The 25,122-nt window shown below is 33.8% G+C and carries 17 protein-coding genes and 1 tRNA gene; 8 read left to right on the plus strand and 10 right to left on the minus strand.

What is annotated here, in order from left to right; all coding sequences use genetic code 11:
- Positions 1-32: 32 nt before the first annotated feature.
- From gatA to OUY_RS02495, 4 genes are all read right to left on the minus strand, one after another.
- Positions 33-1,499: an Asp-tRNA(Asn)/Glu-tRNA(Gln) amidotransferase subunit GatA gene (gatA, locus tag OUY_RS02480; protein WP_139686600.1), complete on the minus strand. Its 1,467-nt coding sequence runs from the start codon at positions 1,497-1,499 to the stop codon at positions 33-35.
- Positions 1,500-1,685: 186 nt separating this feature from the next.
- On the minus strand, positions 1,686-4,058 hold the full coding sequence (gene gyrB, locus OUY_RS02485; RefSeq protein WP_139686601.1) for a DNA topoisomerase (ATP-hydrolyzing) subunit B: 2,373 nt from the start codon (positions 4,056-4,058) through the stop codon (positions 1,686-1,688).
- Between the two features lie 220 nt (positions 4,059-4,278).
- On the minus strand, positions 4,279-5,511 hold the full coding sequence (locus tag OUY_RS02490) for a hypothetical protein (protein WP_010404437.1): 1,233 nt from the start codon (positions 5,509-5,511) through the stop codon (positions 4,279-4,281).
- A gap of 70 nt (positions 5,512-5,581) precedes the next feature.
- Entirely contained in the window at positions 5,582-6,448 is an 867-nt protein-coding gene (locus OUY_RS02495) for an ankyrin repeat domain-containing protein (RefSeq protein WP_139686602.1), read from the minus strand.
- Positions 6,449-6,666: 218 nt separating this feature from the next.
- On the opposite strand from OUY_RS02495, the gene OUY_RS02500 reads away from it, so the two are divergent.
- The 5 genes from OUY_RS02500 to plsY all read left to right on the plus strand — a co-directional run bounded on the left by OUY_RS02500 (position 6,667) and on the right by plsY (position 11,756).
- Positions 6,667-7,350: a phosphatidylserine decarboxylase gene (locus tag OUY_RS02500; protein ID WP_010404440.1), complete on the plus strand. Its 684-nt coding sequence runs from the start codon at positions 6,667-6,669 to the stop codon at positions 7,348-7,350.
- The gene (locus OUY_RS02505) at positions 7,347-8,117 is read left to right on the plus strand and encodes a CDP-alcohol phosphatidyltransferase family protein (protein ID WP_010404443.1); all 771 of its coding nucleotides are present in this window, start codon (positions 7,347-7,349) and stop codon (positions 8,115-8,117) included. The genes OUY_RS02500 and OUY_RS02505 overlap by 4 nt, the downstream gene beginning before the upstream one ends.
- A gap of 22 nt (positions 8,118-8,139) precedes the next feature.
- Entirely contained in the window at positions 8,140-9,474 is a 1,335-nt protein-coding gene (locus tag OUY_RS02510) for an alanine/glycine:cation symporter family protein (protein ID WP_010404445.1), read from the plus strand.
- Positions 9,475-9,476: 2 nt separating this feature from the next.
- A complete protein-coding gene (locus OUY_RS02515) occupies positions 9,477-10,943 on the plus strand; it encodes an alanine/glycine:cation symporter family protein (RefSeq protein ID WP_139686603.1) in 1,467 nt (488 codons plus the stop codon).
- Between the two features lie 237 nt (positions 10,944-11,180).
- Complete coding sequence (gene plsY, locus OUY_RS02520) at positions 11,181-11,756, plus strand: glycerol-3-phosphate 1-O-acyltransferase PlsY (RefSeq protein ID WP_029237657.1); 576 nt, start codon at positions 11,181-11,183, stop codon at positions 11,754-11,756.
- On the opposite strand, the gene OUY_RS02525 is transcribed toward plsY, so the two are convergent.
- The 3 genes from OUY_RS02525 to OUY_RS02535 form a co-directional block, all read right to left on the minus strand.
- Positions 11,751-13,634: a hypothetical protein gene (locus OUY_RS02525; protein WP_139686604.1), complete on the minus strand. Its 1,884-nt coding sequence runs from the start codon at positions 13,632-13,634 to the stop codon at positions 11,751-11,753. The two genes, plsY and OUY_RS02525, sit on opposite strands and share 6 nt — an antisense overlap.
- 57 nt (positions 13,635-13,691) lie before the next feature.
- A complete protein-coding gene (locus OUY_RS02530) occupies positions 13,692-14,588 on the minus strand; it encodes a cation diffusion facilitator family transporter (RefSeq protein ID WP_010404467.1) in 897 nt (298 codons plus the stop codon).
- 28 nt (positions 14,589-14,616) lie between these two features.
- A tRNA-Val gene (locus tag OUY_RS02535) sits at positions 14,617-14,689 on the minus strand.
- Between the two features lie 511 nt (positions 14,690-15,200).
- Here OUY_RS02535 and OUY_RS02545 point away from each other — a divergent pair.
- Positions 15,201-18,707, plus strand: coding sequence for a peptidase M2 (locus tag OUY_RS02545; RefSeq protein ID WP_246038626.1), 3,507 nt, complete (start codon positions 15,201-15,203; stop codon positions 18,705-18,707).
- Positions 18,708-19,006: 299 nt separating this feature from the next.
- Positions 19,007-19,759 (plus strand): hypothetical protein, encoded by a 753-nt coding sequence (locus OUY_RS02550; RefSeq protein ID WP_139686605.1) that lies wholly within the window; start codon positions 19,007-19,009, stop codon positions 19,757-19,759.
- Between the two features lie 90 nt (positions 19,760-19,849).
- Here the strand turns inward: OUY_RS02550 and rlmB are convergent, their stop codons facing one another.
- On the minus strand, positions 19,850-20,617 hold the full coding sequence (gene rlmB / locus OUY_RS02555; protein WP_010404482.1) for a 23S rRNA (guanosine(2251)-2'-O)-methyltransferase RlmB: 768 nt from the start codon (positions 20,615-20,617) through the stop codon (positions 19,850-19,852).
- Positions 20,618-20,709: 92 nt separating this feature from the next.
- Between rlmB and OUY_RS02560 the strand changes: the two genes are divergently transcribed.
- Complete coding sequence (locus tag OUY_RS02560) at positions 20,710-21,201, plus strand: Smr/MutS family protein (protein WP_029237658.1); 492 nt, start codon at positions 20,710-20,712, stop codon at positions 21,199-21,201.
- An 11-nt stretch (positions 21,202-21,212) separates the two neighbouring features.
- Here the strand turns inward: OUY_RS02560 and uvrC are convergent, their stop codons facing one another.
- Positions 21,213-23,030 carry an excinuclease ABC subunit UvrC gene (gene uvrC, locus OUY_RS02565; protein ID WP_139686606.1) on the minus strand — a complete coding sequence of 606 codons (1,818 nt, stop codon included), beginning with the start codon at positions 23,028-23,030 and terminating at the stop codon, positions 21,213-21,215.
- Positions 23,014-25,122 carry a glycine--tRNA ligase subunit beta gene (gene glyS / locus OUY_RS02570; RefSeq protein WP_139686607.1) on the minus strand — a complete coding sequence of 703 codons (2,109 nt, stop codon included), beginning with the start codon at positions 25,120-25,122 and terminating at the stop codon, positions 23,014-23,016. Before glyS ends, uvrC begins: the two co-directional genes overlap by 17 nt.

Consider the following 25,122-nt stretch of genomic DNA (forward strand, 5'->3'; position numbering starts at 1 on the left):
TCATAATGCTATAGTTACTATAAGAAAACATATTACGTAAGGGAATTAACTATTCTGCCACAATTTTGCTCTATCACACTTGCCATATTTAATATTCCAGCTTCATCGTAATAATTTCCAATTACTTGCAAAGCAAGTGGTAAGCCTTCATTGGAAAGTCCAACAGGAACAGAAATAGCAGGTAACCCCGCTAAGCTTGCCGGCACGGTAAACACATCATTGATGCACATAATTAGCGGGTCTGGCTTTTCATTTAAGCCAAAAGCTTCTGTTGGAGCAGATGGCACAAGTATGTAATCTATTTTTTCAAACGCTTTTATAAAATCATTTCTAATTAATGCCCTAATGCACTGTGCTTTTTCATAATACTCATTGTAATGACCTGAAGAAAGCGCATAAGCACCAATTAAAATTCTCCTTTTCACTTCTTTACCAAAACCTTCTGCTCTTGTTAGCGAATACATTTCTTCAAGGATATCAGCATCAACCCTGAATCCGTAACGTACACCATCATAGCGAGCAAGGTTAGATGAAGTTTCAGCAGAACAAATTAGATAGTAAACCGGTATCGCATATTTAGTATGAGGCAGAGTAATGTCAACAACTTCAGCACCATTTTCTTTTAAATTGGAAGAAACTTTTTCCCAATGATGAACGATTTCTTCTGAAATTCCATCCATTCTATATTCTTTTGGTATACCAATGCGCTTACCCTTGATATCACCATTTATAAGATTAGAGAATTTAGGCACTGGCCTTTTGCTCGATGTTGAATCTTTTTCATCATAGCCACAAATTGTTTCCAGTATTAACGCTGAATCAGAAACGGAACGAGTAATTACTCCTGCTTGATCAAGAGAGCTCGCAAATGCAATCATACCAAAACGCGAACACCTTCCATAAGTTGGCTTTATTCCCACTACTCCGCAATAAGCTGCTGGTTGACGTACAGACCCACCAGTATCGCTTCCTAATGCTCCAGCGCATAAAAACCCAGCAACTGATGCTGCAGATCCACCAGATGATCCACCAGGAACAACTTTTTCTCCGTCACTTTTTCTAATCCATACATTTTTAACAGGACCAAAATAGCTATTTGTGTTCGCAGAACCCATAGCAAACTCATCCATGTTAAGTTTACCAAGCATGGCTGCTCCATTTTTTAAAAGCAAGTTAGATACCGTAGATTCATAAGTCGGGATGAAATTTTCCAGCATTTTTGAGCATGCCGTTGTTTTTATTCCTTTTGTACAAAATAAATCTTTAACACCAACTGGTATGCCCATAAGTGATGAAATATTATCTTTTTGTTTCAAAAAGTATTCATCTGCTATTTTAGCAGCTTTTATCGCGATTTCTGGGGTTTTTGTTACAAATGCATTCAGTTGCTCATTTTCAACTGCATTAACATGCGTCTCTACAAGCTCAACAGCAGAAAAATCTCTCCGCCTAAGTCCATCATGCATCTCTGTAATAGTGAGCCTTCTCAATTCATTCATTAATATTCAATTTTAGCGAGGGATTAATTATAACAATAATAGGACAGAAAATCTATATATTTATGATCGAAAACGGGAATACAACCGAGATCAATTCAGATTTCTGAAATGGATTGGTTAGTAGTACGTTTTAAATAGCCGGTTTGGCACACAATGCTAAGCCATAAGGGTTTAGCGTTTCTAAAATCAAATATCAACATCATGCACGTTAAGTGCATTGTTATTTATAAAGTCACGACGTGGTTCAACTATATCACCCATTAGCACCGAGAATATGCTATCTGCTTCTTCACAATCTTTTATTTCAACTTTTAGCAGAGTTCTAGTTTCTGGATTGAGTGTAGTTTCCCAAAGCTGATCAGCATTCATTTCACCAAGGCCTTTAAATCTCTGCAGAGTTAAACCTTTTTTACCATAATCCATCACTATTTTTGCGAGTGCACTTGGAGACTTTATTTTTATTTCAGTTTCTTGCGACTGTAAAAATGAATCACCATTAAATAAGTCAATTATGTTATCAAGAGAACTCAATATATTCCGTATTTCTTTACTTTCAAGCATACTAAGCGAGAATACATATTTGTCTGCTAACCCTTGAAACAATTTAGCAATGTGAATTTCCTCATCTTTTACTTCTACTTCCCAATTATATTCACTATACATCAATTTTAAATATTTTAATATCTCATCAGCAGACAATAGAGCATTCTTTTTGCTTAAAATTAGCAATGATTCTAAGAGATCTTTTGGTATTTCCCTATCATAATTTTTGCTAATGTTTGAAATACTGAGGCACTTATTCAAAACGAAACGCAAATCTTTGCCTACACCATTTAATGTTAATCTTTTAATCGCTGAATTTACTATATACTCTTCAAAAGTTTCATCATCTTTGATATAAGTATCTTTAGCATTTTTTGTAACTTTATAGAGCGGTGGCTGCGCTATGTATAAATATCCTTTCTCAATTACTTCACGCATATGTCTAAAAAAGAAAGTTAGAATCAAAGTTCTTATATGCGAGCCATCAACGTCTGCGTCTGTCATAATGATAATTTTATGATACCTAGTTTTTTCAATATCGAAGTGCTCACTCCCTATTCCAGCCCCAATTGCCGTGATCAGAGAGCCAATTTCTGCAGATGAAAAAATACGATCCAGCCCTGCACGTTCTACGTTTAGAATTTTCCCTCTTAAAGCAAGTACCGCCTGTGTTTTACGATTACGTCCCTGCTTTGCAGTACCACCTGCGGAATTACCCTCTACTATAAACAATTCCGATAACTCAGGAACTTTTTCCTGACAATCGGCAAGCTTTCCAGGTAGAGTTGCAATATTAATATTGTTTTTATTTTTAACTAACTCTCGTGCTTTTCTTGCGGCTTCTCTTCCTTTTGCTGACCTAATCGCTCTTTCTACTATACTTGCTGCTAACTTGGGGTCAGTTTCAAGTATTGTACTCAACTTGTCAAAAACTATGCTCTCTACAACTGCCCGCGCTTCAGAACTGACCAATTTATCTTTTGTCTGTGAAGAAAATTTAGGATCAGGCATCTTGAGAGATAAAACACAAGTTAAGCCTTCTCTAACATCTTCTCCAGTCAAATTCACTTTTGCCTTCTTCAAAAAACCTTCATTGTTTGCATAGTTATTGATACATCTGGTTAGTGCAGATCTAAACCCCGCCAAATGCGTACCACCATCCCGTTGTCTTATATTATTTGTGAAGCATAGCATATTCTCATAGTAGGAATCATTCCACTCCATTGATATTTCTACACTGGTACCTAGATCTTTTACATTATCTCTAATGCTGGCAATTTTAGTAACATGTGTCTTATTCTTGTCTAAGTACCGTACAAAATTAGCTGTACCAAAATTATCTTCAGACTCTTTACTATCGTTAAAATGAGACTTTACATGTGGTTTATTACGGAGATCACACAAAATGATCTCAATATTTGAGTTTAAAAATGCCAATTCTCTGATGCGACTCTCAAGAGTGGAGTAACTAAAATCAATACTACTAAAAGTCCCCGTTGATGGCATAAACGTTACTCTAGTTCCTCTTTTATTTTTGTTTTCATTAATTACCTTTAAAGATTCAACAGACTCACCATCTTCAAAGCGTATGAAATATTCCTTCTTATTGCGCCATATGGTTAATTCCAGCCAACTCGATAACGCATTAACAACTGAAATTCCAACACCATGTAATCCTCCAGAAACCTTATAGGTATTGCTGTCAAATTTACCTCCTGCATGCAATTGGGTCATTATTACTTCTGCTGCTGATATTCCTTCCTCTGCATGAATATCAGTTGGAATGCCACGACCATTATCGGTTACAGAAACTGAACCATCTTCATTTATGCTAACTTCAATCTTACTACAATAACCAGCTAAAGACTCATCTATCGCATTGTCAACAACCTCGTACACCATATGGTGCAGACCAGATCCATCATCAGTATCACCAATGTACATACCTGGACGCTTTCTTACAGCATCAAGACCTCTTAGGATTTTTATTGCGTCAGCGTTGTAGTTACTTTCCATGGAATTGCTTTATTTATAAATATTAATTAATATTACATTTGTATGTGCTGATTAGCAACATCTTTAAGTTGAAAGAAGGATCCTTGACATGTAGATAAAATATAATACATCACCTACACGAAGTGGTTTTACATGTTATTTCAATACATAAACTTAGGTTCAAATAATCATACAAACTCTGCTTCATATTTCAAGATAAATGGCTACAATCAAATACAATTTACCTTTTCCTTCCACTTAGATTTTCCAATTTAACATAGGATAAGTTGCTCATACACTCTTCTAATATTTCATTCTTTTTATCATTGTTTAATCTATTGCTGAACTCTTGACACCTTCTCTCAAGAGCTGAATGCGTAGTCATAATATACCTTACTGTTTCAGATGATAACTCTGGCAACTCGCTACGGATCCTTTCTTGTTCTGTTCCAGAGAAATTGGTGAAATTGGCTCTGGCCATTTCGGGGAATTTTTGTGTGATCGTTTCTTTTATCATTTCTCTAGCCTCTTCTCCGTCGAGTGTAATAACCACTGATGGATGTAAGCCAGATAAAGACTCAAATAATTTATTGTATGTTCCACCTACACAACTTTGACCTTGATTACCATAAGTTGTTGCAGCGTCTACAAGACCCTTTACAAACATATCCTTTCTATTTTTTATGCCTGCATCACTCAAAGGAATTCTTTGATTTTCTGTCCCTGTATTTCTATCATTGCAGGCTTTCCAACATAAAATAGCTGCTTGCTTTAGTGTTAACTCACTATGATTGTCTTTAAAATTATCTCCCGTTCTATTGATAAATCTTAAGCATTCAAGTGCATGAGATTTATCGTCTTCTGTAAATTCATTTGACTGTTTGATGTACTCTTCAATGTCGGTTGTGTTGCCTCTATTTAGCTGTACATAGAATTCATCTTTGCTTAAATTCTCTTTATACTTTTCTATGAGTCTATCAACACTCAAGTTTATACTAGCAACTGCACTTGGGTCATGAGTAGTTTGTGCCATAAAAGGAATGGCTGCTAAATCTTGAAAGAAAATAGGCCTTTCTTCCTCTGGAATTTGTTGTATTAAATCGTTAAACTGCTGTATTTCTTCAATGAGTGATTTGTTTAGCAACCATAAGCACAATATAGGCAGTACCAAAAGCACACAGGAATTAATAATGTGTATAATTAAAAAAATGCTTAATGTTATTCTAATAACATTTTTTGGCCACGCTGATAATCTTTTTTCATTTTCCCTTGGTTTGAAAAAATAATTTACTAATGATAAATACAAAGAGAGCTGTACAAGAAGAAAAAATGAAGGAATCATACTTACTAATAAAACTATATTAATGAATCTTTTAATTTTATTAGTGTTGTTGTAAGCATTTTGCACTCTTTCTATTAAAGCCTGTACTCTATTTCTATTTTGCTGTTGATTATTATTTTGACCTGCAAACATACCCTATTCTAACATTAATATATTATACTATAGAAAGAATGTAAATAAAGCAAGGAATTTAGAGCTGCTTTTATTTTTGTTTGATTGGGGATACCACTTCTATACTTTCCGCTCCATCTAAGGTACTATTTGGTTTTTCTACAGTAATCTTGGGAGTTACTTTATTCTCGATATCTGCTCCATATGAACTAAGTACTTCAATGGCCTTTTCATTTCCACTATTGAGTGCAATATCCAAGGCATCCATTCCAGCTTTATTTTTGTGGTTGATAAAATTCTTCAACCGATCTCTACCAAAGCTTTCTATATATTGTTTAATGATGAGTTCCACTACTTTTCCAGAACAATTATTAGCAGCAGGAAAAAGTATTGTGTTGTTATTATTATCTTTTTTCGTTATGTCTGCTTTGAGTTTATTTATCAAATACTCGATAACTTCTACTCTGCTATCATCCTTTGCTTCAGTGCATTGTCTAATAGCTAAAAATAAAGCTGTCCGCCCATTATCATCAATATCTTCAATATTCTGTCCCTTGTCAACTAAGGCTTGTATTACACTTTTATTTCCATATAAAGTAGCAAGGTGAAAAGGTGTATGTCCTTCAGTGCTTTCCCTTTCATTAATTAACGCACCATTGCTAGCTAGCAATTCTATAAACTCTGGCGTGTTTGCAAAAATTGCAAGGTGCATTGGTGTTAAGTCATCTTTGCCATGATTTCCAGTTTTTGCGTTAACGTTTGCTCCGTTATTTATCAGCAATTTCGCTATTTCAAACTGCTTATACCCGATAGCAACATGCAGTGGCGTACGATTACGTTCATAATTATCATTGACATTTGCACCAAACTTTATTAGCAGCTCTGTAGCTTCAATATCACCCATCCGAATTGCAGAGTATAAGGAAGGAGATTCATCTTTTTCTATTTCCCTTGTCATACGAAATTACGAACATAATAATTCATACATTATTAAGAATTATTGTTAATTTTTTATTAAAATAATATTAACAACAGCTAAAAATCTTTAATTTTTATTAAAGATTTAATATCCATCAATGCTTATATAAGCATTCCAAAAGTGAAGAAGTGAAAAAAAGCTTTTCATGAGAAATTATAAATGATAGATTGTTAATCATGAGTTATCGAAAATAAGTTATGTGTTTTGGTCTGCCTAATATAAACAAGGAAGGTTATTTATTTATAATTGTCTCCTTTATTGTAACGTGTATAGCATTCTCTATATCTTGGGGAACTGGAATTACCTGCTTATTTCCAACGTTATTATGTACTTATTTTTTTCGTGATCCAGCAAGAGCTGTACCAAGCAATAAGGATTTTATATTAAGCCCCGCTGATGGTGTGATTTCAAAGATAGAAGAAGTTAGTTACCCTTTATCAGAAGAGAATGAAGAAGAAAAGAAATTTACACTTGTCAGCATATTTCTAAGCATTTTGAATGTCCATGTGAATCGTATACCAATATCTGGTACGATAAAGGAAATGAGCTACAAGAAAGGCAAGTTTGTTTCTGCAATGAGTAATAGGTCCAGTAATGAAAATGAAAAGCAGATTATTGTGATTGAATATGAAAAGGGAAAAGAAATCATTGTGGAACAAATAGCTGGATTTATTGCACGCCGCATTGTTTGTAATTTGAGGACATCTCAGAGCGTAAAAGCAGGTGAAAGATTTGGAATTATAAGATTTGGTAGCAGAGTAAATATTTATATTCCTATTGGTATAGAAGTAAGAGTTTCAGAAGGACAAACTGTTATTGGTGGTGAGACAGTTATAGCAGATTTAAATAAACAAGAGAAGCTTACCTTTGACATTGTATGAATAACGATGAAAGTAACGGTAAATCCTTACCTATTACCAAGTTATTTCCAAATTTTATAACTTTACTGGGTTTATGTGCTGGCCTTACTTCACTTAAATTCACATTTAATGAACAATGGGAATTTTCAGCAATTTTTATTATCATTGCAGCAATAATAGATGGAATGGATGGCAGAATAGCAAGAATTCTAAAATCAACTAGCGATTTTGGAGCACAGCTTGATTCTTTTGCAGATTTTCTAAATTTTGGTTCAGCACCTGCTTTTCTTTTATATTTTTGGAAATTAAAGGAAATTAAAGTTGTAGGATGGATTTTAGTAATGATATATGTAATCTGCATATCAATAAGACTTGCAAGATTCAATGTTTCGCTACATTTAGAGCAATTATACTGGAAAAAATTTTTCTTTTCCGGCGTTCCAGCTCCTGTATGCGCTTTACTTGCTCTGTTACCAATAATTATTACCTTTCAATCTCATGAGAGTGAATACTTACTTCTTATAGAGCAATTTTTTAACGTAAAGAATACAGCTTGTTACTTTTTGGCCATTTCATTTTTTTCGATAAGTCATATTCCAACTTTCTCTGCAAAGTACATTTATGTTCCTAGAAGCCTATCCTATATATTTGTGTCGTTTTTTGGAATATTGATCATACTGTTTATAAGCAAGCCCTGGATAACACTACCAATTTTAGGCGCATTGTATATACTTACTATTCCAATAAGCACTGGACTTTATATATACTACACATATAAAACTCATTAGCTATATAAAAGTAGTGAGCAGCATGATTGTAAAAGCAACTGATCTATTAAACTCTTTTTTATATATAAAGATATTCAACATACCATTTATAATTATTTGGGTAATTGCAACTGGGGTTTTTTGTACGATTCGATTCAAATTCATTAACTTTAGGTTGTTCAAATATGGGATACAAACACTATTCAACCTAGAGAGCCATAATAATAACGGCATAATCACCCACATTCAGGCATTTGCAACGGTAATTTCAGGAACAGTTGGTCTTGGAACAATATCAGGAGTTGCAATAGCTATTACAATAGGGGGGCCAAGTGCAGTTTTTTGGATGATAATTACCGGAGTACTTGGCATGTCAATAAAATTTGCTGAAGTAGTGCTTGCATTTACTCATCGCTCTGAAAACACAACTGGTGGGGCTTTTTATTATATGGAACATGGACTTGCAAAGATTGGATTTATGAAGACTGGCAAATTCCTTGCATTTATCTACGCAGTTATGCTGCTTGTTGCAATGATTCTAGGCGGCATACCATTTCAGGCAAATCAAATTGCAGCGTTGTCAAGTAACTTATTTGAATACAACACATCTGTTATTATCTCGCTATTTGTATTAATTGTAATACTGGGAGGAATAAAGCGAATTGCTTTAGTTGCAACAGGTTTAGGGCCGATCATGATAATGTTATATATAGGCATGTGTATATATTTAATCTGTGTAAACGGAAATAATCTACTGAATGCTCTATCTATAATATTTCAAGATATCTTTAACAAATCAGCTATAGGAGGTGGAGTATTGAGTGGATTAATAGCAGGGGTAAGAAGGTCAGTGTTTGCTAATGAAGCAGGTACTGGAACAGCAGCTATAGCACATTCGATTGTAAAAGAGAAAGACCCAGTTAAAGTTGGAAGTGTTGCAATGATTGCACCATTTGTAGACACAATATTAGTCTCATTTTTGACTGGTATTGTGATAATTATCACCGATATGCATATCACTAATACCGTAGGTGATATTACGTTAGTTAGCTCAGCATTTTCAACAGCCTTACCTTTATTTAGCAAGCTAGCTCTTCCGCTGATAATGTTTTCCTTTGCATTTTCCACAATAATAGCTTACTATTACTACTGTGAAGTTGCCCTAGTGTACTTATTTGGTAACAAAAAAGTACTGATATTGTTTCAGTTTTTTATAGTGGGTTCAGTGTATATCAGCTGTATATCAAAAAATATAGAATTTATATCTTATTTAGGTGATAGCCTGTTTATGTGCCTTATGATTCCAAATGCTGTTGCGATATATCTACTGAGAAGGGAAGTCTTAAATACAATAGATTCTTATTACAAAAGGTATTAAACATGATTTATAGAATGCTTTATATAGTGTTATTTTGCCTACCATTTAATGATGTATACGCTGCTTCAGTTTTTCATAAAAGTTATGACACTGCATTAAATGGAGTAAGCAACTTCATGAATGAAGTGTTGTTTTTCAAGATCTTTCACGTACCATTTATAATTCTTTTATTGGCCTTTGGTTATATATTTCTAACACTACGTTTTAGATTTCTCAACATAAGGATGTTTAAGCATGCGTTCGCTATTTTATGTGGAAAATATGACACAGATCATCATGATGGTCACATTACGCATTTTCAGGCATTTGTAACCGCGCTATCAAGCACAGTAGGTCTTGGAACTGTTGCTGGTGTTGCAATTGCAATTTCAATGGGAGGGCCAGGAGCGGTACCTTGGATGATGATCACAGGCTTTTTTGGTATGTCTGCAAAGTTTGCTGAAGTAACTTTAGCATTCAGACACAGAACAGAAGGCCAGGAGCAGTTATTCAGTGGTCCCTTTCAATATATAAGAAATGGACTAGAGGAATTTGGATTTAAGAAGCTTGGTATTGTGATAGCTGCAATATATGCAGTGTTTTTTGTATTGTCAGGTCTTGGTGGAAGTGTAGCATTTCAGACTAATCAAATGGTTTCAATATTATCTGGCTATTCAAGCTGGATAGATAGTCATCCTTGGGTTCTTTCCTTCATAATTTCTACATTACTTGCTCTAGTGATTATCGGTGGAATCAGGAGAATAGCTAAAGTCTCTTCTGCGCTGGTGCCTATTATGTCACTCATATATATTTTGAGTTGTTTCACGATTATTGCATTCAATATTCACAATTTTAGCAATACATTAAAAATATTGTTTTCCAGTATGATAGACTTCAATGCTGTTGGTGGTGGAGTAGTAGGAGCATTTGTCGCTGGGATTCAAAGGGCAATTTTTGCCAGTGAAGCAGGTGTTGGTTCTGCTGCAATTACTCACGCTGTAGCTAAAGATGAGGAGCCGGTTAGGACTGGTCTAGTTGCTATGATAGAACCATGCTTTGATACAATGTTAATTTGTTGTTTGACAGGAATAACAATAGTAATAACAGGCGCATACCAGACTGGCATTGGCGAGGGAATATTGATCACCCAAAAAGCATTTGAAACAGTTTCTTCTTGGTTTCCTATACTTTTAACCATCGCTGCGCCTTTGTTTGCGTTTTCCTCAGTAATTTCATTTGTATATTGTTGTGAAATGGGATGGCTGTATTTGTTTGGTGTAAAAAGTGTAGTAATATATCGTATAGCGGTGGTGGTAGTTGCATTTTTGTCAGGTTTGTCTAAAGATATAATGGCTATTGCTAATATTGGTGGGGCTTTATTCTCTTGTTTAGCACTCATCAATATGATAGCACTTATACTGTTTAGCAATCAGATTAACAATGAAGTCCAATGTTATCTAAAAAGGCTAAGGAATAATAAAATTAATTAAATTCTGGTATATGAAGGTACAACAACAGATGTCATTCCAGCGCCATCTTCTTTTCATAGCAAAATTCCCTTTTGTCATCCCAGTGCGTGACACTGGGATCTATTTTGCATATAGTTCCACCGTAGTGTTATATTTTAATGTAAAATTTTATATTTATCTACTAGATTCGTTTGCGAATAAAGTTCGCTGGATCCCAGTGTCACGCACTGGGATGACAAGAGAGAGGATGATAGAATAATGGAGAAATATATAATTCTTATATTATCCTACATACTAGGTTCAATACCGTTTAGCTTAATTATTGCAAAAATAAATGGTATAAATTTAAGAGAAGTAGGTTCAGGAAACATTGGTGCTACAAATGTTGCAAGAACAGGAAATAAGAGACTTGCTGTCCTCGCATTATTTTTAGACTCTTTGAAAGGATTTGTCGGGGTTTATACAGCACAACAATTTTGTGATAATAACGATTTTTATATATATGTATCTGCAATTTTAGCAGTTCTAGGGCATATGTTTCCTATTTGGCTAAGGTTCAATGGAGGAAAGGGGGTTGCAACAACTTTGGGAGTTTTAGTAGCACTTAACATTTCTATAGCATTAGCATTTGTATTTGTCTGGCTAATAGTATTTTTTATCTTTCGGTACTCCTCTCTTGCTTCCTTGGCTGCTAATGCAGCAGCTGTTATAGCATCTTTCTTTTTTCAAAAGGAGTTATTCCTTATACTACTCACTGTAGCGATATTAATTTTCTTGAAGCATTACAAAAATATTGCAAATCTTCTGCAAGGCAGAGAGCATAAGTTTCTATAAGCAATGAGATGTTAAATCACTGACACTTAAACTACGAGATAAACTGCTTGATGGTATTATTTTATCTTCTTTATTTAAGATTGTAATTTTTACTCTTGTTATACTCTCTACTTTTTGAGGTATTAAAAATTCATCTTCAATGAATCTTTGCTTCACTTCTTGTATTTTTTCATAAAGTGTGGTTACATTGCGCTTATTTTGATTATAAATATCTTCAATCTCTATCTCTAGCCTGTGTGAAGCTTCTTTTTTTAACATGTTATTTATCGCTGCTTCTGTGATTGCTAGTTTTTCTTGCAGAATTTTCTTTATTTCTTCTTTATCGTCTCTGCTATTTTTACTCAGTTCCGTGTATACCCTATAACACCTTTTCTCTAGTGGTAACATTCTTAAACTATCTAACATTCTGTCTACTTGACCCTTAATAGTCTTCTTGGCTTTCAATTTTAATTCTTTTACTTCTTCTTTTATTATTTTGCTAGCTATTCTCTTAGCTTCAGTTAAAGATGAGTCCTTGAGAAAAAAATCTGTTCTAAGTAAATTTTGGTTTAAAAGCTCCAAAAAGACTTTTCCTTTGATGTTTTCGAGTTGATCGTCTAAACCATCCCCCTGTAGTTTATTTGTTATGTGCTGAGACAGCGCAAAGTGCTCTAATTTATTTAACTTTACAGAGTTAATATTTTTCATTAACGTCAGCACAATTTGTTCACTATATTGAGAAGTAAAACTCAGTAAATTTCTCATTAAGGAAATACTTACTTCTGCAATAAAATCATCAACTATTTTTTGACTTTTATCATCTTCATAATTATTTTGGGCGTTATGCCAAGCCCTAAGAATTTCTTTACTGTTCTTCTTATTTTTTAGCCTGTCTAACATAAACTTACGTGCTTCATTTTCTGCTTCTGTAAGGAGCATTTGTCTAGGTGGTGTAAATTTAATCTCTGGATCGGAATGAATACCCTCTAATGTACTTAACATTCTGTAGATAACACCAGTAAAACATGTGTTAGGAATTCGTTCTTTTCTAGAGAAAGTTTGGCTATCTAGTAAATTTGCAATCAACGCGTCTTTTTTATTTTTTACAGCTTCTCTATCTCCATCATTGCAGGCTCTAAGAACTAACAGAAGAATTTGTCCACCAGTGAAACCAGAGCTATGTTTCTCATTACCTTTGCAAAAATCTTGCAAAAACATTACTAATTTTCCCTTATTCTCATTACTAAATGGTTGGCCATCAAGCATATGTAAGTGATTTATATATTCAATAAACTCTTTAAATCCCTCATTATTAATAGTGTCTTCAGATACTTGTTCAGTATATTTATCTTTTAATTTGTCAATATTTTTAATGATATCATTATTTAATTGATGGGGTAGTAAATGTTCAAGCTTAATATCAAAGCTATTGACTAGCCCACGTGAGTTTTCTTTTATGCCTTCTAAAAAGAAACTAATAGCAGCTTTGAGTAACGTAAATGGATTAAAATCCTTTGGCCTTAATTCACTTTGTAATAGAATTAAAATCATTGCAAGTGGTATTGTTGCAAGTAACGAAACAAGCAGGAAAGTAGTTGTAAAAGTTATATATGTTATAGAGGCAAAAAATAAAAGGAAAGATTCTATCTTAATTTTATTATCCTTAAAAAATATTTCCCAATATTCCTTTTTACTTATTTTTTCCTGCTTTGCAGCTTTTATGTCTTTATAAACGTAAAAAGTTTTTATTTCAGATCTAAAAAACAATGTGGCAAAAGATAAAAAGACATTGGCAGGATTAACTAAAATGCTTAAAGAAACAAAAGCTGCGAAGTAACTTGCTGTCTTTAATCTGTAAGAATCCTTTCCAGGAAATTGTATTTGGGAAACACCTATCATAGCCTACTCTCTATATAATATTATGATATTGTAGTAATAACAAATAGCCTATAGATGTCAATGCTTAAGTATTTTACTGTCTACGCACTCATCGTATTCAATTTCAACTGTAGAGTGCGCAATTTCGAACCTATTTAATAGTATTTTTTTTATCTCATACAAAATATTAGTGTGTTGTCCATTTTGCTTTATCTTGGCATGCATAGTAAGTATAAAATAATTATCAGATAGTGACCATGCATGTATATGATGCACATCTATCACTTCAGGTAACTTAGATACAATCTCACTTTTTATCTCCTCAGCAGATACACTCTCAGGTGTACCTTCAAGGAGTATATGGCAAGAATTCTTGAGAATTTTATAGCCACTGTTTAAGATTATTACACTGACAAATACTGACAAAATAGGGTCCACTATTTGCCATCCGGTAAACATGATAATTATGGATGCAAGTATAGCAGCTACAGAACCTAAAATATCTCCTATAACGTGCAATACAGCACTTTTTATGTTTATATTATTTTCGCATTTACTATGTAATATAAAAAAGACTATAATGTTAGATATTAGGCCAAGTGTAGAAATTATTAGCATTACTTTCCATTCAACATCAACTGGAAAAATAAATCTCTTTATTGACTCAATGATAATGACCACTGCGATGAAAAATAGAGTTAAACCATTAACAAATGCTGCGATTATCTGTAATCTGTGATACCCATATGACCTCTGTAAATCAGATTTCTTAGCTGAAAATTTGTGTGCTATCCAGCTTAAAACCAAGGCAAAAAGATCAGTGAGCATATGTCCTGCATCTGATAACAGAGCAAGTGAGTGTGAAATTATTCCACCTGCTATTTCCATAAGCATTGTTATTGCAACTATTATTATAGAATAAATTAAGCGCTTGGACTCTGCTATTGAGTGTTTGCCATTGTGCACTGCTGTCATATAAAATCTTTTTATGAGCAAAAAAACGTGGGTAACACTGGGCTCGAACCAGCGACCCCTTGCACGTCAAGCAAGTGCTCTACCAACTGAGCTAATTACCCATCTTAACCTTAGTATAGTGCTTCAGTGAAATGAAAGTCAATTTGCTTTTGACTTCTTGCTGAATGAAACTCCTTGACAAACCTTCCCACTTTCCTTATCATACCAATAAGAGTACTTATCCTTGTTTTTGATCCTCGCAGGTTCAACAACAAAAATTCAGTAAAAAACTCAGATATTTATTGGCAAATTACATAAAAATTATAGCGGCTGCATGTCTTTTTTATTTTTTCTACATTCAGCCAAATCGCGCTTGTTAGCATATTATTACAACGCCAATTTACATTGTTATAGGGTCAAAACTCGCTACATAGGGATTTTTTTGCCTTTTTTAAAATTGATAAATTTCTTAATATTTATAATTCCGTTACTTGTTAGCAGCCACCTAAGGTTAGCTATAGAATTTTAGCCACATTCTAAATGTTACATATTAAGTTCACTATCTATACTTTTTTATTAAGATATAAATTATACTAATATGAGAATTTACGTTTTTTTCAGATGAGTCACTTTATGCTTGATATTGTAAAGACTAATAAACTAGGGGTTAAAGTAATGACAATCAATCGACAAGTAAATAAAAATATATCTAAAGATGAATATTTTAACAACAAGCATATCATAGAAGTTAAAGATTTAAATATTAAAGTAGAAGTTTATTCTCATAATTTAAGAGCAAGTAAAGTTGCTCACATTGAAAGTGAGATAAGAGAAACAGCTACTAATTTTAAAGATGCATTTAAGCTGGAGCCTGGTAGCTCAAAACAAACATTCAAAATTTATGTGTTTGATGATAAGGCTGATTACACTCACCTTGGTGGAAGCGAACGTTTTGGTTCTTACCTTGGAGATGAAGGTGGTAAATGTTACTACAAAGGAGAAGCTGATATTTTTGCTGAGATGTATGTCTATCAGCAAGGTGGCGTTCATAACCTTCAGCATGAATTTGCACATGGTTTAACTTACTTGGCTACAGGAGGAAAATCTCTACCTACAGTATTAATGGAGGGAATTGCAGATTACTTTGAACATCATTCAGATCACAAGTTCAATGCTCAAGGGTCAAGCATTGATAAAACTGAAGCCGCAAATTTGGATCTAGGTGGAATTTTAAATTTACAATACTCAGCCAATGGTGAAGAAAACAGTTTAGTGTATAAAACTGGTCATGCGTTGATAATGTACTTACAGGAAAAAGATCCTAGTTTATTAAGAGACTACCTAGATGCTTTACGTCAAGGTAACTCAGATGAATCAAAAAGTTTCTTGAAAGACATAAAAGGACATGATGCTGACTTCAAAAGTTGGCTTGCTGAGAATGATACAGAAACTGCAATGGAACATCTCAACGCTTTGCAAGTTACAAAAGGAGATTTTATAGCAACTGGTCAAGAAATAGTGGGTGGAGAAATTAAAGATGTATCGTATTATAAAGCAAATATAGAAAAAATAGATGGAGAAAACGTTGGAAGTTTCTCTGCTGTAGAGCATGTGTCATTTTACGATTATGCTCGTGCTGTTAATAGGGCAACAAATGATACCCTCGATATATCAAAGGAATATCATTTCTTAAAGGCAGTAAAAACTACTGATGGGCAGGTTAAGCTGACTTACTCTGATCAACAAGGTAATGAATATCAAAACAGTCAAGAGTATAAAATGCAAGCTTTGAGGATATTATCAAAACATGGTGAAGATCTTAGAAAATCTTACTATGATGGGAAAGAAGACTTAGATAAGCAGAAGGATATAAAATATAATGATGTGTTGAAAAGCCTGCGTGAACAGGAAGAAACACAGCGTCATGATGCATACGAGCAATACAAAAGAGGAGAGATCTCTTATGAGAAATTTGTAGAAAAATGCAATTCAGCCAGCACTAATTATCATAATGAAGATAAGAGATTATATAATGCTACACAGGACAAATATACACAACTGAAAGATGATTTGCTTGATAAAACCATAAACGCTGGCTTGAAACAAGTAAAAGAAACTCAGAACATTGACGTAGAAAAGATGTTAGAAGAGATGGTTAATATCGATCCAAACCTAATCAGAGGTGCTCATATTAATCTACAAGAAGGTAAAGTTTTCTCTATCAAAGCTCTTGGTCACGGAGATATGGGTGCACTATCTATATATGATGGGAATACAAAGCTTGGAGAGTTGTCGAGCGAATCGGGCTTTTTTAAGCAAGTTGAAGGTCAAACTAAAGAAACTTTTGTTTTTGAGGACATATTGCACAACTTGAATACTCAATATGACGGTGGTGCTTATATGGCTATTACAAAAGAAAATGGTCATTATAAAGCTTCTCTGATAGATGGCAGAACAGTTGAACGTGATGAATACTTTGATGAAGCACATTTACATGAAAATGAATTGTTGCATCCTAGCACTGGACACATTCAAAAAGATTTAGATTCTCTGCTTCTTAGAGGGACCAAAATTCTAAATCATCAGGATTCAAAGCATGCTCAATATTCTGATGAGCAAAGAGAAAGCGGCGTAATCGTAGAAAAAGGAACATTATTGGATGATAAAGGGACTGATAGAACAGACGACGATGTATACGAAGCGGTTGTAAAGCAAGGAGGCGAAAATCTACATGCATTCAAAAATATGGGCTTCTATATCACTGAAGAGATGAAAAATGAAAGAGGTGAAGTTATAAATGAAAGTAACTTGTTCATTCATGATCATGGAAAAAACGTAAGGTTTCAATTGCCAGGCAATGTTACTCACCTAAAATTGGTGGAAAAAGATGGACAATATAAATTAGCACCATCTGATTTTGAAGGAAGAGAATACAGTAGCATACCAGACGAATACAAATATATTGATCCAGTATTTGCACATGAATATGAAAAGAGAGATTATTCTCATAAACATATAAATGTGGGCCTTATAAACTTAGAAAAATATGCCCCTGGTAAACTTTTTACAATTAAACATGATCCAAATGATTATCAGATACAAAGAAACTCGAGTGGTCAAATAGTTAGAATAAAAGATCAAACATATTTCACTAAAGTAAAACTATTTGATGGTGATACTGATGAAGAAATTGGAATGTTATCTAATAATTTCCATAACTTCAAAGGAAAAATATTCTTTTCTGCTGATTATAACTACAGCTATAATGATTTCCTCGCATCTGTTTCTCCTCAAGTTGAAATTGAGAATATGGGAAATGGAAGCAAAAAAATAACTTTCGATCAAGGCAGTGGCGATATCGGCGATACTAACAGAGGCTACACGGACTATCAGAGAATATTCACAAAAGAGAAACAAACCGAAAGTCCAAAAGGGCAAGTAAGTGAAACTAAGACAGAAGTTCATAGTACTACTAATGTTGTTGCTGAAGAGAGAACTGTATCAAACGACAATAGTGAAATACAGTCTGATCAACCACAAATTCCAACAAGGGCAAAAAGGTCAGCTTCAGTGGAGGAGAAAGAGCAGGTAGTGTTGAAAGACACAATCTTGAAAATAGAAAAGAGCTATGATCGAGATGTAGAAGGAAAGCATAAGGCAAATGTAATCATAGATTATAATGATGTGAAAGCCTTGTATAATAGAGCAGAAGGAGCAGATAAGCAATCTGTGTTAGATTTTTGGAACAAACTGCATACATCGGATTATAAGATTGGTGCTTTGCCGGAAGACAAGTATTACTTTAAAGATGGCAAATTTCTAATTCACGATAGTGACACGAAAAAGCTTATAGTGTTACCTGAAGATAAGGTATCCATCAAAATAATGAAGGATGGTGATAGTTATAGTTTGGCTATATCAAATGGTAATGGCAAAGTAATAAGCAGCATTAGTAAAATAGATAATCCAAATTACGAATTGCTATCAGATTCAAGTCACTTCAGCTTAGAAACACAAGATAACTTTGAGTTATTAGATCAACATCATGAATATAATCTCTATCTAGAGAATGGTTTTGTGAAAATGTTCGACTGCGCAAGCGATCACGTTTATCACGATCATAACTCAGCCTATATCTAATATACAAGGAGGGCCCTGCCCTCTTTTTGTTATTCCAATGCCCAGACACTGGCATCCAGTTAAATTTGCTAGTATAAAAGTAATCAACGTTTCTTATGATGGAAAAATGGATTCCAGTGTCAAGCACTGTAATGACACCAAAGGGGCTACTAGGATGACATCGTCTGCTACATACTTAGATCACAAGAGAAGAATTCTGAAGCGAAAAGCCTAAAGGGAATTTTATGCAAAATCTAGTATTTACGGAATTTATATTATTTTCATGCACATTATGGTTTTTATAATTAACGGAAAGTGATATGGCTAGTTTAACTTTTAAAGACAGTGCTGGAGCAAATATAGTATCCCCTACCATTAAAAGCATAATTTATGAAGATGCTGCACAGAATAAGTATACCTTTGGTGTAGATAATACTAGTGTTTTCAACACTTTTAGGTATGAACCTAATGGTGCTGCTGAAATAGATTACAGTGCTACAGCAACAAACTTCATGACTGGAGGTGCAATTGCTACATTATTAGGTATTGGAACTAACGTAGGTGCAATAAAAACTAAGACTGATTCTATTCCAGCTGACTTAAGCGCTGACTTAGTTACCATAAAAACTCAAGTCGGAACAGATCTGATATCAGGAATAAAGGCTAAGACTGATAAGATTACAGATACCTTAGGAGCTGATGTCATTGCTATAAAGGCTAAAACTGATACTATTCCAGCTGACTTAACAGCTAAAGTAACTTCTATAGAAACTGCTACAAATGCTGCTAATTTAGGAAATAAGGTTACTGCAATACAAACTAAGACTGATAAGATACCTGCTGACTTAAACGCTGAGTTAATTAAGTTAACTACAATAGCAAAAACTCTAAATGGTGCTCCTCAGGCAGCTGCAGCTGCTAAAGCTGTACTAGAGAGCAGTTTCAAGAAAGCTATTGAAGAAGCTGGAGAAGATGGTAGCGAATGGCTTAAAAATGAGATAAAAGAGATAGTGTCACAGCCATCCTTCGAGATTCCAACAGATTCAAGTTCACCTCTTTCTTGGGATTGGTAATGTAAGTGCTAGTGAATGACATCGCAAGATGTCATTCACTGTTGTCATTCCAGTATCACATACTGGAATGACATCCTTGTTTTATTGCAACTAATTTGCAGTGATTTTTGTTTTAATGTAGATGGAATATAGTCCTATTGCTGCTGCGTTTGAAACATTTAGACTGTTAATTACGTTTGACATTGGGATTTTTAAAAGATAATCACAATTTTCTTTAACTAGTCTCCGCATTCCTTTCTCTTCAGAACCAAAAACAATTACTCTTTTTTGCCCAAAATTCTTTATTTCATCTATATTTTCCTTTGCATTGCAATCAAACCCATAACACCAGTAGCCTATCTTTTTTAAAGACTCCATCGTCTTTACTATGTTTGTAACGTATATTAGAGGGACAATATCCAGTGCTCCACTTGCTGCTTTTGCGATAGATGCATTTTCGCTTGGTGAATGGTGATACGGTAAAACCAATGCATCAATGTTGAAACAAGCTGAGGTTCTTAAAATCGAACCTATATTGTGTGTATCAGTAATTTGATCTAAAATGACTATAGTAGAGTTTTCACCTGATCTTTCAGCTATTTCTTCAATATTTAAGCTGTGAAAAATAGGAGTAACTTTTAAAGCAATTCCTTGGTGATTTACACCTTTGGGTAAAACATCATTGAACATTTTGTTCTCTACCAGTCGAGCTTTAATGCCCTTACTATCTGCACATTGTTTAATTTCTTTCTCAAATTCTCTGTAGAAATTTTCTGTTACTAACAGTTCTATACACCGCCTATTTTTGTTTCTTAATGCTGAAATACAAGTGTGCTTTCCATATATCCAACAGTTTTCATTAGCTTTTGATGATTTCATCTCATTATTAAAAATCAGATTTTTATAGAGTAAGCAATATTTTACTGTGTTTATATATTGTTGTAAAATTATGCAGTTCAATTAATGAATTTATGTCAGATGATGAGTTAGATTGGCAAAAAAATGTTAAGCCAATAGAATGTGGAAAAGTTACTTTGAAAGTTGATCACAAAGTAAATATAAAATCTATGATTGATAAAGGTATCTCTGGCTTACAAGAAAATTTTCTTAATACTGATAATGGTGATTCATCATTTTGTCTTGACTACAATACAAAATTAAAGATCGATAGGGGCAAATATTTTATAAGCGATAAACTCGATTTGCATGGCTATAGTATAGATGATGCTTATTGTAAATTGATAGATTTTATTATCAAAAATTATCAAGCAAGGAATAGGTGCTTATTGGTAATTACGGGGCATGGTAATAGTACAGATAAAATAGACACTATAAAGAATAGCTTAAATAAGTGGTTGAATGATACAAAAGTTCGAAATATGATCTTATACTATCAGCAAGCCATAAAAAAACATGGTGGCAAAGGAGCTTTTTATGTCTTATTAAGAAGAAATAAAGGTTAATTTTAGAGTACCTATTTAGGAGTACCTTTCTTAGAATTCACGTGTTGAAGAATGATTTCTGCTAAACCTTTACTAATTCCAGGTACGTTTTGAATTTCAGCTAGAGAAGCTTTGCTTATGTTTTCTACCGAACCAAAATGAGACATGAGTGCCTTCTTTCTTTTACTGCCAACACCAGATATTTTGCTTAATTGTGAAGCAAAAAACTGTTTATCGCGTTTTTTTCTGTGCGAAGTTATTGCAAAACGGTGAGCTTCATTACGCAGCAATTGTAAATAAAGCATGACCTTGCTGTCACTTGCTAGAGTAAATTCTTCTCTGCTCGGCACATAAAATCTTTCATTTCCTGCGTTACGATCATGACCTTTTGCCATACAAGCAAAAGGAACGTTTATATTCAATATCTCCAACACATTCTGCACTATGGAAACATGTCCTGGCCCACCATCTATCAGTAAAAAATCAGGAATGATGTCTTTTATATTGCCAGAGAAACGTCTAGTCAGCACTTCTCTCATCATTTTATAGTCATCACCTGAAATTTCTTCTTTTATAGTAAATTTTTTGTATTCACTTTTTAAAAAACCTTCCTGCCCTGCAACAACCATCACACCAATCTGTTGATTTCCAGATATATGGCTATTGTCATAAACTTCGATACGCTTTGGAATATTTGGTAACAAAAAGATTTTGCTAAGCTCTTCGAGCTTTTCTAGGTTATTTCTATAATCAGTAAGCTTCTGCTCTAGGCTATGCTTAGAATTATTGTAAATAAAATTCAACAAATCACGCTCTTTACTATTTTTCGCATACAAAACTTTTATTGATTTTTGAGTAAGAGCATAAAGTGCTTGTTCTATAATTTCCTTATCCTTAATAAAATCGGGAACGTAAATTTGCGCTGGTGGTGTATTAACTGGATTATACAAATTGACCAAAAAGGTGGATAAAATTTCATCATTTGGATGATCACTACAATTCTCAATGAAGTAAGGAATGCTTCCATAGTTACATTTATCTCTGAAAGATAGTACACCAATGCATGCTAAGTCTGCCTCACGTACAATGCTGAAGAAATCTGCATCTTCTTCAAAAGAAAAATCCATTGGCTGCATTTGAATTTGCTGAAGAAATTTCAATCGATCCCTATAGACAGCAGCAAGCTCGTAGTTCATTTCCCTACTGCACTTTTCCATTGTAGAAAATAGCTGTCTTTGCACTTCTTTATTCCTTCCTAGCAGAGTATCTTGTGCTTGTTTTACTGATTTGCAGTAATCATCTTTTGTAATTTTATCTACGCATGGTGCTGAACAGCGCTTAACTTGATACTCAAGACATGGTCTTTTTGTTGAAGAGAAATATTGATCTGAACATACTCTTAAGAGAAAAGCTTTTTGCAATGATAATATAGTGTTCTTAACAGCAGCAGCAGATGGAAAAGGGCCGTAGTAATGAAACTCATTCTTCTTAAACTTACCTCTATATTTCGCTATTCTTGGATAATCATGCTTAGAAATTGTTATATAAGGATAAGATTTTCCATCCCTAAGCAAAATATTATAAGATGGTTTTAACGATTTTATTAACTGTGCTTCAAGAAGCAATGCTTCGATTTCATTCTCAGTGATGAATATTTCAACCTTAATAACCTGTGAGATCATTACTCTGATTCGTTCAGAAAGGTTTTCGAATTGAAGGTAGTCGGATAATCTCGACTTCAAGTTTTTTGCTTTACCAATGTATAAAACCTTACTCTTATCTCCAATCATCTTATAAACGCCACAGGATTGTGGAGATGATTTGATTTGTTCCTTATATTGCCTGAGCATTTATCAATTGTTTAACCTGTATAAGGTTAAACTCTGCTACTAAATGAAAGGTAGAAACAACATTTGCAAGCAAAGATAACCTGTTTATTCTAAGCTCATTAGAATCACAGTTAATCTTTACACTGTCCATAAATTGATTGATAAACGGAGCAAAACGAGCAAGTTCATCAAGCGCTGTATTAAAGTCGTTATTTTCTATCGCTTGTTTGATGTTTTTACAAGCAGCTATAGCACAATTTGATAGCGCAATCTCCTCATCTTCAATCAAAAACTTCTTACTGTAAGATGCATTATAAGTAGTGCCATCACTTTTTCTCACTTTGCTCATCATGTTACTGGCTCTTTTATAAGTGCTTAGAACCTGTTCACCTTCTTTTGTACTAAGATAACGATCCAATATCACAGTTTGCTTTTCCGCTTTCAGCAGATCATTAATATCGACTTTATATAGTATTGAATCTACAACATCTTGCCTTATATTTCTATTTTTTAAAATAATCTTGAACCTTTCTAAGCAGAATTTAAATACTAGTTCTAAAATTTGTTTTTCACTTGGCTTATCAACTGGAGTTATATTTTTATTCAATAGAAGCCTTGAACATAAAGATACTGACTTATCTATCAGCAATCTAATTGGAATATGCAAATTATTTTCAAGTATTGTTCTAATTATACCAATTGTCATTCTCCGCAAACCAAACTGATCATACGAACCAGAGATTTTCTCACCTGCTGCAATTAAGCCAACCAAACTATCCATTTTGTCTGCAATAGCTACAGCAATCGCAGTAGGAGATTTAGGGCATTCTTGGTCCGATCCAATTGGCTTATAGTGCTCAGTTATAGCTTCCACTACTTCTTTATCCTCTTGAAAATAAGAAGCGTAGTATCCACTCATTACTCCTTGCAATCCCGGAAATTCTTTCACTATCAACGTTGCAAGATCTGCCTTTGCTAAATATGCAGCACGTTCAACTTTAATTAATGAAGCATGTGGAATAAATATCGCTATATACTTTGAAAGAGCGATAATACGCTTCACTTTTTCTTCTACGCTACCGAGCGAAGCATGAAATGAAATAGAGCTCAATTTTTTGACATAGTAATCTAGGTTTTCCTTCTTGTCTTGAGATATCAAAAACTGGGCATCAGCAAGACGTGCTTCTAATATTCTTTCATGGCCTTTGACAACTTCATTGTTGTTAACATTTACAACAGTAACAAAATGTGATATTTTCTGTCCATCACTTAAAGCAAGATACTTTTGCTGCGTATTAATTATACTAAGTATTACTTTCTTCGGTAATTCTGATGATTTTACTTTACCAAATAATACTATTGGCCACTCTATAAGCCCTGCCAATTCATTAAGTAAATAATCATTTTTTTCAAGTTGTAAGTTCTCCTCTTTTGTAAACTTATTAATCTGATCTAGTATAAATTGCTTTCTTTTGTCCAACTGGAGAATGACATTATTTTTTTCTAACAATTCAAAATAGTCTTTGGGTGTTTTAACAGTAAGTACTGCATCACCTGAAAGAAACCTATGACCATACGTCACGTTCCATGCTGTAACCCCTGCAAAAGATATAGGTATTATTTCGTCATTTAAAATACATAGAATATTTTTAATTGGCCTAACCCATCTCTCTTTTCTTTCACTCCATCTCATACTCTTTGGCCAAGAAAAGTTTTTTAGCATTTCCTCCAGTTGATTTTTGAGAAACCCGTTGATGTTAAATAAGCAGCTTTCTCTCTTAATGAAGTAAAAATCTTCATCGTTTACTTTGCGAATGAGTAAATCTTCTTCACCTTTCCGATTTTTTCTCAAAAAACCTTCGATAGCACTTTTCGGTGCATTAACTCTTGGTCCTTTAATCTCATTGTTAGAATCTTTTAGCTCCAAAGCACTTATGCCATCAATAAAAAGAGCAATGCGACGTGCAGTCACATAAACTTCTATAGATGCAAATTTCACATTATTTTTACTAAAAGCATTAGTGATATAGCTCTTAACCTGAGCTGCAGATGAATTCTGCATTCTTGATGGAATTTCTTCTGAAAGACATTCAAACAATAATTGTGACAACAT

Source organism: Wolbachia endosymbiont of Leptopilina clavipes (genome assembly GCF_006334525.1).
Classification (GTDB): Bacteria; Pseudomonadota; Alphaproteobacteria; order Rickettsiales; family Anaplasmataceae; genus Wolbachia.

Excerpts from the sequence above, each read along its gene's own strand:
- gatA (WP_139686600.1), bottom strand. The coding sequence starts at position 1,499 with ATGAATGAATTGAGAAGGCTCACTATTACAGAGATGCATGATGGACTT.
- gyrB (WP_139686601.1), bottom strand. The coding sequence starts at position 4,058 with ATGGAAAGTAACTACAACGCTGACGCAATAAAAATCCTAAGAGGTCTT.
- OUY_RS02490 (WP_010404437.1), bottom strand. The coding sequence starts at position 5,511 with ATGTTTGCAGGTCAAAATAATAATCAACAGCAAAATAGAAATAGAGTA.
- OUY_RS02495 (WP_139686602.1), bottom strand. The coding sequence starts at position 6,448 with ATGACAAGGGAAATAGAAAAAGATGAATCTCCTTCCTTATACTCTGCA.
- OUY_RS02500 (WP_010404440.1), top strand. The coding sequence starts at position 6,667 with ATGTGTTTTGGTCTGCCTAATATAAACAAGGAAGGTTATTTATTTATA.
- OUY_RS02505 (WP_010404443.1), top strand. The coding sequence starts at position 7,347 with ATGAATAACGATGAAAGTAACGGTAAATCCTTACCTATTACCAAGTTA.
- OUY_RS02510 (WP_010404445.1), top strand. The coding sequence starts at position 8,140 with ATGATTGTAAAAGCAACTGATCTATTAAACTCTTTTTTATATATAAAG.
- OUY_RS02515 (WP_139686603.1), top strand. The coding sequence starts at position 9,477 with ATGATTTATAGAATGCTTTATATAGTGTTATTTTGCCTACCATTTAAT.
- plsY (WP_029237657.1), top strand. The coding sequence starts at position 11,181 with ATGGAGAAATATATAATTCTTATATTATCCTACATACTAGGTTCAATA.
- OUY_RS02525 (WP_139686604.1), bottom strand. The coding sequence starts at position 13,634 with ATGATAGGTGTTTCCCAAATACAATTTCCTGGAAAGGATTCTTACAGA.
- OUY_RS02530 (WP_010404467.1), bottom strand. The coding sequence starts at position 14,588 with ATGACAGCAGTGCACAATGGCAAACACTCAATAGCAGAGTCCAAGCGC.
- OUY_RS02545 (WP_246038626.1), top strand. The coding sequence starts at position 15,201 with ATGCTTGATATTGTAAAGACTAATAAACTAGGGGTTAAAGTAATGACA.
- OUY_RS02550 (WP_139686605.1), top strand. The coding sequence starts at position 19,007 with ATGGCTAGTTTAACTTTTAAAGACAGTGCTGGAGCAAATATAGTATCC.
- rlmB (WP_010404482.1), bottom strand. The coding sequence starts at position 20,617 with ATGAAATCATCAAAAGCTAATGAAAACTGTTGGATATATGGAAAGCAC.
- OUY_RS02560 (WP_029237658.1), top strand. The coding sequence starts at position 20,710 with ATGTCAGATGATGAGTTAGATTGGCAAAAAAATGTTAAGCCAATAGAA.
- uvrC (WP_139686606.1), bottom strand. The coding sequence starts at position 23,030 with ATGCTCAGGCAATATAAGGAACAAATCAAATCATCTCCACAATCCTGT.
- glyS (WP_139686607.1), bottom strand. The coding sequence starts at position 25,122 with ATGTTGTCACAATTATTGTTTGAATGTCTTTCAGAAGAAATTCCATCA.